Below are 12,291 nucleotides of genomic sequence, written 5' to 3' on the forward strand. Positions count from 1 at the left end.
CTTTCCAAATCGTTTCACAAGGAATTAAATGTAAAACATATAGCCCCCGTGATTTTCTTCCTCATAGCGTACTAAATCTTCTAAAGTTGTACTATCTAATACTTCTTGTACGGCATCACGAACACGCATCCATAACTGGCGCTGCGCTGGTTCTTCCTCTTCTATCATTTCAACCACGCTAATCGGACCTTCTAAAACACGAATTACATCACCAGCTGTAATGTTAGCTGGTTGGTCAGATAATACGTAACCACCGTATGCGCCGCGTGTACTCTTTACAAGACGAGCGTTACGGAGTGGAGAAATTAATTGCTCTAAATAATGTTCAGATAAGTCATGTGCCTGCGCGATTGATTTTAAAGAAATCGGGCCCTCACCAAACTTTTTCGCAAGATCAATCATAATTGTTAAGCCGTAACGGCCTTTCGTTGAAATTTTCATCTATTTCGCACCTCTTTTCAAATTTTCACTTCTATTGGTCAAATCTTTATTCGTAAAAAGAACACAATTTAAAATCCTATGAAATTATAGCATAATATAGTATTATAAGAAATTTCAACTTGTGTATTCAAAATGATAACACAAAATCATATTGAAAAACTCGGAAATTATTACAATTAAGAGAAAAATGAAAAACCTTTATGTAATCACTTACATAATACACTTACATACATCATTACGTTTTAGTTTTCCACTCAAAAGATGATACCATATAATGAGAATATATACTAAGGGAGACGGTTATTAATGAAACAACCACTCGCACATCGAATGCGTCCGGTAAACATTACAGAAATAATTGGGCAAGAGCATTTAGTTGGTGAAGGGAAAATTTTATGGCGAATGGTTCAGGCAAACCATTTCCAGTCGATGATTTTGTACGGTCCTCCTGGCACAGGAAAAACATCAATTGCAAGCGCCATCGCGGGCAGTACCGGGACGCCATTTCGCCTATTAAATGCTGTTACTCATAATAAAAAAGATATGGAAGTTGTTGTGCAAGAAGCGAAAATGCACCGCCACCTTGTTTTAATTTTAGATGAAGTTCACCGCTTAGATAAAGCAAAACAAGACTTTCTCTTACCACATTTAGAAAGCGGGCTTCTTACCTTAATTGGGGCAACAACGAGCAATCCATTCCATGCAATTAACTCCGCTATTCGTAGCCGTTGCCAAATCTTTGAACTACATGCACTAACAGAAGATGATATTTTAATTGGTTTAACACGCGCGCTTGAAGATAAAGAAAAAGGTCTAGGCGAATATGATGTAACTGTTACAGATGAAGCACTACGTCACTTTGCAAATGCATCAGGCGGAGATATGCGTTCCGCATATAACGCACTGGAGCTTGCTGTTTTGTCTAGCTTTACAACCAATAATCAAGCAGCTGAAATCACACTGGAAATCGCCGAAGAATGTTTACAGAAAAAAAGTTTTGTTCATGACAAAGGCGGAGATGCTCATTATGACGTACTATCTGCGTTTCAAAAATCAGTACGAGGTAGCGACGTGAATGCTGCACTTCACTATTTAGCTCGGCTCATTGAAGCCGGTGACTTGCAAAGCATCGGCAGACGCCTGCTTATTATGGCATATGAAGATATCGGACTAGCTAACCCACAAGCTGGACCACGAACACTCGCTGCGATTGAATCAGCAGAACGCGTTGGGTTTCCTGAAGCTCGTATCCCACTTGCCAATGCCGTTATCGAGCTTTGCCTTTCTCCAAAATCGAATTCAGCATACAAGGCACTTGATGCAGCACTTCACGACTTACGGAATGGTCAAACAGGCGATGTACCAAGTCATTTGAAAGATAGTCATTATAAAGGTGCTGAATCGCTAGGTAGAGGCGTTGGATACTTATATCCACACGATTATCCAAACGGATGGATCGAGCAACAATACTTGCCCGATAAAATTAAAAACAAGCAATACTATAAACCAAAAACGACTGGAAAATTTGAACAAGCACTCTCTACTGTTTACGAAAGATTGCAAAACTCGCATAAAAAGTAATCTAAAAGGGAATTCTAAGCAAAAACGATACGATTACTGGAGGTTTCGCTTATGAAAACGCGCCAAGATGCATGGACTAGAGAAGACGATCTCCTTTTAGCAGAAACCGTTTTACGACATATTCGCACAGGAAGCACACAACTAAAAGCGTTTGATGAAGTTGGAGACAAATTAAACCGCACTTCTGCCGCTTGTGGGTTTCGCTGGAATGCTGAAGTTAGACAAAATTACGAGGATGCGGTACAGCTTGCGAAGAAGCAAAGAAAAGATTTAAAGCGTTCTGAAGCAAATGTAGAAAAACAGCAGCTATTAGAGCCAAAAACCAAAATCGTAATTGACGCTGAATTTTCTGAAGAGCTTATCCCGAGTAAAGCTTCCCTTACAATACAAGATGTGATCGTATTTTTGCAAAACTTGGAGCACAATAATCCTCACGTAGAAAAGGTACAAATTGAAAATGAAGGCTTGCATACGCAGCTTGCTTCGTTACAAAAAACGAATAATGAACTAGAAGCAAAACTAGCAGTATTAACAAAACAGCAACAAGCCATCGAAGAAGATTATGCAATGCTTGTTAGAATTATGGACCGCGCTCGAAAACTTGTGTTAGTAGATGAACAGGCAGATCAAATTGCCCCTATTTTCAAAACAGATCAGAACGGAAATTTAGATATTATTTATACGGCTGAAAATTAAAATACTCCCCACCTAACATTGAAAGGTGGGGAGTATTTTTTATATAAATCTAAAAACAGATAAGGGAATATATTACTTTTATGTGATTATAAACCTAACGAATTATTGAGGGGAGAGGTTATCTATTTCACTAACAATTTTCAAAATTACACTTGGTATTCTCGTTGTGATTTTAGGATTTTTCACAATTAAAAGCTTAAACAAGACTTCCTCATACAAATCGGATAAATATGATAATTATTTATTATTTTTAGTCGCCTTTGAATCTATTTTATTACCGATGTGGGTATTTCATTTCAAAATGAATTAATATACATGAAAGATAGCTCTTTCACTTCTAAGTTATGCCTATCAGCCGCCTCTTTCGCAACTTCCATCGCTTCTTCTTTCGTTTTCAAATGTTCCGCAATTACTTGACATGCTTGGCAATACGCTTTTTCATTTCCAGCCAATTTATGAGTAATTCCATTTTTACAGCTAAATTTTACAAGCCATCCTTTTGAATTTTCCCATACTCCTACAAATGCTACCGCTGGATGTAATTGTTCCATGCTTTCTCCCCCTAGCTAAGTGTAAGTATTTCCAATTATATTATAAACGGTAAATAAAAATATACGGATAAATACATCCATTAGAAACCAAAAAGTGTATTCCTCTAATGAGGAATACACTTTTTTATCCGTTATTCTTGCCCTACACGCTTCACTTCTACATGCTTCAAACGTTCACGCACAACGTGACTTGCCATAATTAAGCCAGCCACAGATGGTACGAATGCATTTGAGGAAGGTGGTAATTTCGCTTTACGAATTTTTGCGTTTTCGTCTGGAACGATTTCTTTACGAACCTCTTCGCGAATTACGATTGGATTTTCGTCAGAAAATACAACTTTCACACCTTTTTTAATACCTTCTTTGCGAAGCTTCGTACGAATCACTTTCGCAATCGGGTCTGTATGTGTTTTAGAAATATCCGCAATACGGAAACGAGTTGGATCCATTTTATTTGCTGCACCCATACTTGAGATGATTTTAATTTTTCGTCGCAAGCATTGTTTAATTAAATGAATTTTGAACGTAATTGTATCAGATGCATCCACTACGAAATCTAAACCATGTTTAAAGAACTCTTCATACGTTTCATCTGTATAAAACATTTCTAATCCAATTACTTCACAGTCTGGATTAATATCAGCAATACGCTCTTTCATTAATTCTACTTTTGAACGACCTACTGTAGAAATTAATGCATGAATTTGACGGTTCACATTTGTAATATCAACAACGTCTTTATCAACCAATACAAGACGTCCTACACCAGAACGTGCTAACGCTTCTGCTGCAAACGAACCTACGCCGCCAATCCCTAAAATACCTACTGTACTATTTTTTAATATTTCAAGACCTTCTTTTCCGAAGGCTAGTTCATTACGTGAAAATTGATGTAACATGCGTCCTACACTCCTATTACAAAAATGGTCTACCATGTATTCTAGCGTTTTTCCGACTATTTGTATAGAAAAAGTTATAGAATTCCTAAAAATACATATCCAAAAAGGATAATACAGGAAATCAAGTTGTTCCAGTCCTAAAAAATCCCGAAAATACAAAAAGTGTAGCCGCTATCTTGACCGGACTTTTTAAACCTCCTCTTCAAATCCTTCTTTAAAAGGAGGATTCAGAGAGCCGAGCTGTTCGAGACGCTGAAGCCAGGAGGAGCAGAGTGTAGAGGGACTACACGAGCACCGGACTGGCGAAGCAACGAAGAAATGCGACCGCTATCTGAACCGGACTTATCTGAACCGGACTTTTTAAACCTCCTCTTCAAATCCTTCTTTAAAAAGGAGGATTCAGAGAGCCGAGCTGTTCGAGGCGCTGAAGCCAGGAGGAGCAGAGTGTAGAGGGACTACACGAGCACCGGACTGGCGAAGCAACGAAGAAATGCGACCGCTATCTGAACCGGACTTTTTAAACCTCCAACCTCCGCTAAAAAAAGCCTAGATGGGTTTAGTATAACCACCTAGGCTCCGTTCCTACTTCTCTTCTTTTACGTTTAATTGTAAATATAACTCTTCAAGCTGCGCTCCTGAAACCGGACTTGGAGCATCTGTTAACAGACAGCTTGCACTTGCTGTTTTCGGGAATGCAATTGTATCACGAAGGTTTGTACGACCTGCAAGTAACATAACAAGACGGTCTAAACCTAATGCGATTCCGCCATGTGGTGGTGTACCATATTCGAATGCTTCTAATAAGAAACCGAATTGTTCTTGTGCTTCTTCTTGCGTGAAACCAAGTGCTTTGAACATCTTCTCTTGTACATCACGCTCATAAATACGAAGTGATCCACCGCCAAGCTCATAACCATTTAATACAAGGTCATATGCTTGTGCACGTGCTTTTTCTGGTGCTGTTTCTAATAGCTCAACATCTTCACGGAATGGCATTGTGAATGGGTGATGCGCTGCGAAGTAACGATCAGCATCTTCATCGTACTCAAGAAGTGGCCAATCTGTTACCCATAGGAAATTAAATTTACTTTCGTCAATTAACTCAAGTTCTTTACCTAAGCGTAAGCGAAGTGCACCTAAGCTATCTGCAACAACGCTTTTCTTATCCGCAACGAATAATAATAAGTCACCAGCAGTCGCTTCTAATGCGCTCATTAGTACGTTTGCATCTTCTTCACCGAAGAATTTCGCAATCGGTCCTTTCAAGCCATCTTCTTCAACTTTTAGCCAAGCTAAACCTTTTGCTCCGTATACTTTTACAAATTCAGTTAATGCATCGATGTCTTTACGAGAATATTTACTCGCTGCACCTTTTGCATTAATTGCTTTTACTTGCCCGCCGCTTTCTACAGCGCTTGTAAATACTTTAAAACCACAACCTGCTGCAAATTCCGATAGATCAGTAAGCTCCATTGCAAATCGTGTATCCGGCTTATCAGAACCATAGCGAGCCATCGCATCTGCATACTTCATACGAGGGAATGGCGCGCTAACCTCTACACCTTTTGCGTCTTTCATGACTTTTGTCATCATACGTTCCATCATCTCTAAGATTTCATCTTGCGTTAAGAATGATGCCTCGATGTCAATTTGTGTGAATTCTGGTTGGCGATCTGCACGTAAATCTTCATCACGGAAACAACGTGCTACTTGATAATAACGCTCAAATCCGCCGACCATTAGAAGCTGTTTAAATAGCTGCGGAGATTGAGGTAACGCGTAAAATTCACCTTCATGCACACGGCTTGGTACTAAGTAGTCACGCGCTCCTTCTGGTGTACTCTTTGTTAAGATTGGTGTTTCAACTTCTAAAAACTCTTCTGAATCTAAGAAGTTACGAATTGTTTTTGTCACGTCGTGACGCATTTTGAATGTGTTGTACATAACAGGGCGACGTAAATCCAAATAACGATATTTTAAACGAACATCTTCTGATGCATCTGTATCATCTGAGATAATAATTGGCGTAGTTTTCGCTGCATTTAATACATTTACTTTCGTTGCTTGTACTTCGATGCGTCCAGTTGCCATATTGTCATTAATTGCACCTTGCGCGCGTTCAACAACCGTTCCTTCTATGTGCAATACGTATTCGCTACGAATTGTTTCTGCGACTTCTAGTGCTTCTTTAGATGTTTCTGGGTTAAATACAACTTGTACGATACCTGTACGGTCACGTAAGTCGATGAAAATAAGTCCACCTAAGTCACGGCGTTTTTGTACCCAACCTTTTAATTGAACTGTTTGTCCAACTGCTTCTACTGTTACTTTTCCACATGCATGTGTTCTTTCAGCCATTGCTAGTTCCCCCTATATTAATTTCTCTGCTACGTATGAAGCAAATACATCTAATGCGACTTCTTCTTGTCCACCTGTTACCATATCTTTTAAGTTAATGATACCTTTATCTAGCTCATCTTCCCCTAATACAGCTACATATTTTGCATTTAGACGATCTGCTGATTTAAATTGTGCTTTCATTTTGCGATCTAAATAATCTTTTTCAACTGATAATCCAGCTTTACGAAGATCGAATGCAACTTTCGCAGCGTAATCCTTCGCTTTATCTCCAAGTGCTACAACATAACAATCAATATTCTGTTCAATTGGCAACTCAATATTTTCAGCTTTCAGCGCCATAATTAAACGTTCAATACTCATCGCAAAACCGATACCAGGCATTTCTGGGCCACCGATTTCTTGTACAAGTCCGTTATATCGACCGCCACCACTTAATGTTGTAATCGCGCCAAAACCTTCTGCTTCACTCATAATTTCAAACACAGTGTGCTGGTAGTAGTCTAAGCCACGCACTAGATTTGGATCTTTTTCAAATGGCACATCCATCATTGTTAATAATTCTTGTACTTTCTCATAGTACGCTGTTGATTCTTCATTTAAATATTCTGTAATAGATGGCGCCGTGCTCATTAGCTCATGATTACGATCCTTCTTACAGTCTAAAATACGAAGTGGATTCTTTTCTAAACGAGATTGACAATCCGAACAGAACTCACCAATGCGCGGTTCAAAATGAGCAATTAATGCCTCACGGTGTGCTTGACGACTTGCTGAATCACCCAAGCTGTTTAAGACAACCTTAATGTTTTTTAAGCCCATGCCGCGATAGAATTCTACAGCAAGCGCAATTACTTCCGCATCGATTGCTGGATCATTACTACCAATCGCTTCAATACCGAATTGTACGAATTGACGATAGCGACCTGCTTGTGGTCGTTCATAACGGAACATTTGACCGATATAATACAATTTCGTCGGCTGCGTTGCATCACCATACATTTTATTTTCAACGTAAGAACGTACAACAGGTGCTGTTCCTTCTGGACGTAATGTTAAGCTACGCTCTCCACGATCTTGGAATGAGTACATTTCTTTTTGTACGATATCAGTTGTATCACCAACACCACGTAAAAATAATTCCGTGTGTTCAAAAATTGGTGTACGAATTTCTTTATAGTTGTAACGACGGCAAATTTCGCGTGCTTGCCCTTCGATATACTGCCATAACTCAACCGTTCCTGGAAGAATATCTTGCGTTCCGCGTGGGATTTGAATAGACATATTCAGTTCCTCCTCAAATTGTTATAATCTTATTAAAAATAAAAAAACTCCCGCCTCTACTGATTATCCAGTAGGGACGAGAGTATTATACCCGTGGTGCCACCCTAATTGAAGCACGTATGCTTCCACTTTTTTAATAACGCTTAAATTCGCGTTCAACCTCTACTAAGCATAGGTGCCGTTCAAGATGAAACCTACAGAGTGTCATTCGATCAGTCATCATGTAGAAATGTTTTCAGCCTCAGACATTTCTTCTCTTTCCATGTGTATCTCATCTACTCTTCTCTATTATCGGTTCTCTTCATATGTAAATATAAAATTACTATACGTTTCTTCACTAGGATTGTCAAGTGCCCTAGGAGCGTTCAATCTGCCTCTTTAACCGCTTTACATCTTGTAGTGAAATACCAAATTCAGAAGCGAGCTCCATAGAGGTATTGTTTTGTTCTTTCGCGATAAACTCATGAAAATTCACATTAAACAACTGGTTTGCACTATTTGTAACAGAGTGCCCTTTTTCGTTCATACGCATACGTATATCCCTCACATTCAATATGGATGTTTTTACTCTTATTGTTCCATATTGATTGTCCGGTTATACTCACAAACGAATAACATTTATTTCATCAACAGCTCTTTATTATACTGCACACATCTTCTCAGGTAAGACTATTCCGCACTACTTTTATATAAATAATCCCAAGAATACATAACTCTAATATGAAACGTAGGGCTATATTCAATTCTTGAACCATAATACACTGGCCTCCTGTTTTAGATTCTCCTTCTCCCATAACAAGCTGAATTTATATGAAACCAAATCACTCATTACATTGATTTAATATACAAACTAACACTTCGGGGTTTGTTTGCATGACCCAGTGCCCACCTGTTTCCACTGTAAAAACATCCCATTCTCTTTCTTTTGCTACTTCAGCAGATTTTCGAAAAATAGGGGTCATCGGCCAATTTTCTGGATGATCCAAAATTTCTACATACGTATGAGGTATCTCATTAACTTTATAATTCTGCATTTCAACTGCTTGTGTAAAAGCTAATAAAGGCATAGCTGATTTTCTCTTATCTGATGCATTTCTAGGGAGAACACGCCATCCCTCTCCATGCAATTTCACTTCTTCTATAAAATGAGTAGCCATTCCCGGACCAGAAATATCCATAACAGAATCACCATCATTCGGAAGCATCGCGTCTACATACACAAGATTTTTAATAGATTCAGGAATAACTTCAGCTACACCTGTTATCACCATACCAGAATAACTATGTCCTACTAAAATCACATCGTGTAACTGCTCATATTGAATGATATTTATAACATCTTGGATATATGTTTCCAGACCTACACTAGGCTGCAAAAGATGTGTTCGTTCTCCAAGTCCTGTTAATGTAGGTGTATATACTTCATGCCCATCTTTTCTGAGACTTGTAGCGACTTCTTTCCAAACATATCCTCCATCCCATGCACCATGTACTAATACAAATGTTGCCATAACAATTACCTCCTCCAAAATTCCCCTATTACTTTTTTTGTTATTTTCCAAATAATTATACTACAAATTAACAAAATATACCTTTTTTAGAAACTTATAAAAAAAAGAGAGGATTACATAATCCTCTCTTCCATCACTATTATTTACTTTCTAAAATTAAGGTCACCGGACCATCATTAATTAAAGAAACATCCATCATTGCTCCGAATTGACCCGTTTCTACGTGCAATCCTTGTTTGCGAATTTCTTCATTGAAGAAATCATACAAACGCTCTGCGTAGTCTGGCTTCGCAGCATCCATAAAGTTCGGGCGTCTTCCCTTGCGGCAATCCCCATATAATGTGAATTGCGAAATAGAAAGAACTTGCCCTTCCATATCAAGTACAGAATGGTTCATCTTCCCGTTCTCATCTTCAAAAATACGTAAATTTGCAATCTTTTCAGCAATGTAAGTTGCATCTTTCTCTGTATCTTCATGTGTAATGCCAACTAGCAATGTTAAACCGAACGGAATTTGTCCTACAATTTCACCATCTACTGTAACAGACGCTTCCTTTGATCGTTGCAAGACAACTCTCATATCGAACACTCCTTATTAATGCATCATACGGCGTACTGCATAAATTTCCGGAACTCGCTTAATACGCTCTACGACTTTTTTCAAATGGTGTAAATTACGAATGGAGATAGACATATTAATCGTCGCCATTTTATTACGATCGCTTCTACCTGAAACAGCCGAAATATATGTTTTCGTTTCTGTAACAGCTTGCAGAACTTCATTTAATAGGCCGCGGCGATCATATCCAGAAATTTCAATATCAACGTTATACTCAATCTCTTTTTCTGGACTACCTTCCCACTCTACTTCTAGTAAACGCTCTTGTGCTTCTTCCGTATGCACATTGACGCAATCACGACGATGAATAGAAACACCTCGTCCTTTCGTAATATATCCAACGATATCGTCTCCCGGAACTGGGTTACAGCATTTTGATAAGCGAATTAATAAATTATCCGCCCCGCTTACTTTTACACCAGAATCCCATTTCCGAATTTTCATTGGCTTACGAACTTCTTTTACTTCAACAATTTCTTGTTCTTCTTCACGTTTGCGGAACTTGTCCGTTAAGCGCGTTACAATTTGCGCCGCAGTTATGCCGTTATATCCAACTGCTGCAAACATATCTTCTTCATTCGCAAAATTATATTTTTCAGCTACTCGTTTTAAATTGTCAGGTGCTAATACTTCTTTCATCTCGTACTCTAAGCCACGTACCTCTTTTTCAACGAGCTCACGGCCTTTTTCAATATTCTCGTCTCGGCGTTGCTTTTTGAAAAATTGACGAATCTTATTTTTCGCATGAGAAGTTTGAGCAAGTTTCACCCAGTCCTGACTTGGTCCATACGAATGTTTAGAAGTTAAGATTTCAATGATGTCACCTGTTTTTAATTTATAATCAAGTGTTACCATTTTACCATTTACTTTTGCACCAATCGTTTTGTTCCCAATTTCTGAATGGACACGGTAAGCAAAATCAATCGGTACAGAACCTAATGGCAATTCCATCACATCGCCTTTTGGTGTAAAGACGAACACCATATCAGAGAATAAATCAATTTTCAATGATTCCATAAACTCTTCCGCATTAGAAGCTTCATTCTGCCATTCTAATATTTGACGGAACCATGTTAATTTTTTTTCAAGTGTACCTGTTGTTTCTGCTGCTTTTCCCTCTTTATAAGCCCAGTGCGCCGCAATCCCGAATTCTGCAATCTCATGCATTTCTTTCGTACGAATTTGTACTTCAAGCGGATCGCCTTTCGGTCCAATTACAGTTGTATGAAGTGATTGATATAAATTTGCTTTTGGCATTGCAATATAATCTTTAAAACGCCCTGGCATTGGTTTCCAGCACGTATGAATAATCCCCAATACCGCATAGCAATCTTTAATACTATTTACAACAACGCGTACGGCTAACAAATCATAAATTTCATTGAATTGTTTATTTTGAAGTGCCATTTTACGATAAATACTATAAATGTGTTTTGGTCTTCCTGAAATATCAGGTTGAATCGACACTTCTTTCAATTTCTCACGGACACCCGTCATAACCTCTTCTAAATATTCTTCACGCTCTGCACGTTTTCGCTTCATCAAATTGACAATGCGATAGTATTGCTGCGGATTCAAATAGCGAAGTGATGTATCCTCTAGCTCCCATTTAATAGTATTGATTCCGAGTCTATGGGCTAAAGGTGCAAAAATTTCTAACGTTTCATTCGCAATACGACGCTGCTTTTCTTGAGGCAAATGCTTAAGCGTACGCATGTTATGAAGACGATCGGCTAATTTAATTAGAATAACCCGAATATCTTGAGCCATTGCAATAAACATTTTGCGATGATTCTCTGCTTGTTGCTGTTCATGAGACTTGTATTTAATTTTTCCAAGCTTCGTAACACCATCAACAAGCATCGCAATTTCTTTATTAAATTCCCGTTCGATATCTTCCAGTGTAACCTCAGTATCTTCTACTACATCATGCAAAAAACCTGCTGATACTGTAGATGGATCCATGTGTAAATCAACTAAAATACCTGCAACTTGAATCGGATGAATAATATATGGTTCGCCCGATTTTCTGTATTGTTCGCTATGTGCATCACGTGCGTATTCATAGGCACGTGCTACTAGTCCAATATCATCATCCGCTAAATATTTCCGTGCTTTCTCGAGTACCTGTTCAGCTGTTAGTACTTGCTCATTTGCCATCGAATCACCTTTTATTGAAAATTGACTTTCCCTTATCATGAGAATAAATTTTATTCTATCATTATAACCTAATGATTGTGAATTGTGAAAAGGAAAAGATTTTACTGATATTTCACCATACTTTTTTGTGTAATTATACAAAAATACCCGGTCCTCTCCAAGAGATTCACGGGTATTTTTTCTATCACCGT

General features: G+C 38.4%; 11 protein-coding genes and 1 other annotated feature. Of the genes, 2 read left to right on the forward strand and 9 right to left on the reverse strand.

What is annotated here, in order from left to right; genetic code table 11:
• Window positions 1-24: 24 nt before the first annotated feature.
• A complete protein-coding gene (cymR, locus tag AZF08_RS03600) occupies window positions 25-441 on the reverse strand; it encodes a cysteine metabolism transcriptional regulator CymR (RefSeq protein WP_000704116.1) in 417 nt (138 codons plus the stop codon).
• 306 nt (window positions 442-747) lie between these two features.
• Here cymR and AZF08_RS03605 point away from each other — a divergent pair, with 306 nt between their 5' ends.
• Window positions 748-2,022 (forward strand): replication-associated recombination protein A, encoded by a 1,275-nt coding sequence (locus AZF08_RS03605; protein ID WP_033672689.1) that lies wholly within the window; start codon window positions 748-750, stop codon window positions 2,020-2,022.
• 51 nt (window positions 2,023-2,073) lie between these two features.
• Window positions 2,074-2,718 carry an RsfA family transcriptional regulator gene (locus AZF08_RS03610; RefSeq protein WP_033672690.1) on the forward strand — a complete coding sequence of 215 codons (645 nt, stop codon included), beginning with the start codon at window positions 2,074-2,076 and terminating at the stop codon, window positions 2,716-2,718.
• A gap of 296 nt (window positions 2,719-3,014) precedes the next feature.
• Here AZF08_RS03610 and AZF08_RS03615 read toward each other — a convergent pair whose 3' ends face one another.
• The 8 genes from AZF08_RS03615 to relA all read right to left on the reverse strand — a co-directional run bounded on the left by AZF08_RS03615 (window position 3,015) and on the right by relA (window position 12,100).
• A complete protein-coding gene (locus AZF08_RS03615; RefSeq protein ID WP_033672691.1) occupies window positions 3,015-3,269 on the reverse strand; it encodes a hypothetical protein in 255 nt (84 codons plus the stop codon).
• A gap of 131 nt (window positions 3,270-3,400) precedes the next feature.
• The gene (locus AZF08_RS03620; RefSeq protein ID WP_033672692.1) at window positions 3,401-4,168 is read right to left on the reverse strand and encodes a tRNA threonylcarbamoyladenosine dehydratase; all 768 of its coding nucleotides are present in this window, start codon (window positions 4,166-4,168) and stop codon (window positions 3,401-3,403) included.
• A 582-nt stretch (window positions 4,169-4,750) separates the two neighbouring features.
• On the reverse strand, window positions 4,751-6,526 hold the full coding sequence (gene aspS / locus AZF08_RS03625) for an aspartate--tRNA ligase (protein ID WP_033672693.1): 1,776 nt from the start codon (window positions 6,524-6,526) through the stop codon (window positions 4,751-4,753).
• A 12-nt stretch (window positions 6,527-6,538) separates the two neighbouring features.
• A complete protein-coding gene (gene hisS, locus AZF08_RS03630) occupies window positions 6,539-7,810 on the reverse strand; it encodes a histidine--tRNA ligase (RefSeq protein WP_033672694.1) in 1,272 nt (423 codons plus the stop codon).
• A gap of 69 nt (window positions 7,811-7,879) precedes the next feature.
• Window positions 7,880-8,111: a binding site (T-box leader), on the reverse strand.
• Window positions 8,112-8,165: 54 nt separating this feature from the next.
• Window positions 8,166-8,342, reverse strand: a complete 177-nt coding sequence (locus AZF08_RS30675) for a hypothetical protein (protein WP_033672695.1) — start codon at window positions 8,340-8,342, stop codon at window positions 8,166-8,168.
• Between the two features lie 289 nt (window positions 8,343-8,631).
• A complete protein-coding gene (locus tag AZF08_RS03640; protein ID WP_033672696.1) occupies window positions 8,632-9,321 on the reverse strand; it encodes an alpha/beta fold hydrolase in 690 nt (229 codons plus the stop codon).
• A gap of 139 nt (window positions 9,322-9,460) precedes the next feature.
• Window positions 9,461-9,901 carry a D-tyrosyl-tRNA(Tyr) deacylase gene (locus AZF08_RS03645; protein ID WP_033672697.1) on the reverse strand — a complete coding sequence of 147 codons (441 nt, stop codon included), beginning with the start codon at window positions 9,899-9,901 and terminating at the stop codon, window positions 9,461-9,463.
• A gap of 15 nt (window positions 9,902-9,916) precedes the next feature.
• The gene (gene relA / locus AZF08_RS03650) at window positions 9,917-12,100 is read right to left on the reverse strand and encodes a GTP diphosphokinase (protein ID WP_033672698.1); all 2,184 of its coding nucleotides are present in this window, start codon (window positions 12,098-12,100) and stop codon (window positions 9,917-9,919) included.
• Window positions 12,101-12,291 lie beyond the last annotated feature (191 nt).

Source organism: Bacillus gaemokensis (genome assembly GCF_001590835.1).
Taxonomy (GTDB): domain Bacteria; phylum Bacillota; class Bacilli; order Bacillales; family Bacillaceae_G; genus Bacillus_A; species Bacillus_A gaemokensis.

Excerpts from the sequence above, each read along its gene's own strand:
- relA (WP_033672698.1), bottom strand. The coding sequence starts at position 12,100 with ATGGCAAATGAGCAAGTACTAACAGCTGAACAGGTACTCGAGAAAGCA.
- AZF08_RS03640 (WP_033672696.1), bottom strand. The coding sequence starts at position 9,321 with ATGGCAACATTTGTATTAGTACATGGTGCATGGGATGGAGGATATGTT.
- cymR (WP_000704116.1), bottom strand. The coding sequence starts at position 441 with ATGAAAATTTCAACGAAAGGCCGTTACGGCTTAACAATTATGATTGAT.
- AZF08_RS03615 (WP_033672691.1), bottom strand. The coding sequence starts at position 3,269 with ATGGAACAATTACATCCAGCGGTAGCATTTGTAGGAGTATGGGAAAAT.
- hisS (WP_033672694.1), bottom strand. The coding sequence starts at position 7,810 with ATGTCTATTCAAATCCCACGCGGAACGCAAGATATTCTTCCAGGAACG.
- AZF08_RS03610 (WP_033672690.1), top strand. The coding sequence starts at position 2,074 with ATGAAAACGCGCCAAGATGCATGGACTAGAGAAGACGATCTCCTTTTA.
- AZF08_RS30675 (WP_033672695.1), bottom strand. The coding sequence starts at position 8,342 with ATGCGTATGAACGAAAAAGGGCACTCTGTTACAAATAGTGCAAACCAG.
- AZF08_RS03645 (WP_033672697.1), bottom strand. The coding sequence starts at position 9,901 with ATGAGAGTTGTCTTGCAACGATCAAAGGAAGCGTCTGTTACAGTAGAT.
- AZF08_RS03605 (WP_033672689.1), top strand. The coding sequence starts at position 748 with ATGAAACAACCACTCGCACATCGAATGCGTCCGGTAAACATTACAGAA.
- aspS (WP_033672693.1), bottom strand. The coding sequence starts at position 6,526 with ATGGCTGAAAGAACACATGCATGTGGAAAAGTAACAGTAGAAGCAGTT.
- AZF08_RS03620 (WP_033672692.1), bottom strand. The coding sequence starts at position 4,168 with ATGTTACATCAATTTTCACGTAATGAACTAGCCTTCGGAAAAGAAGGT.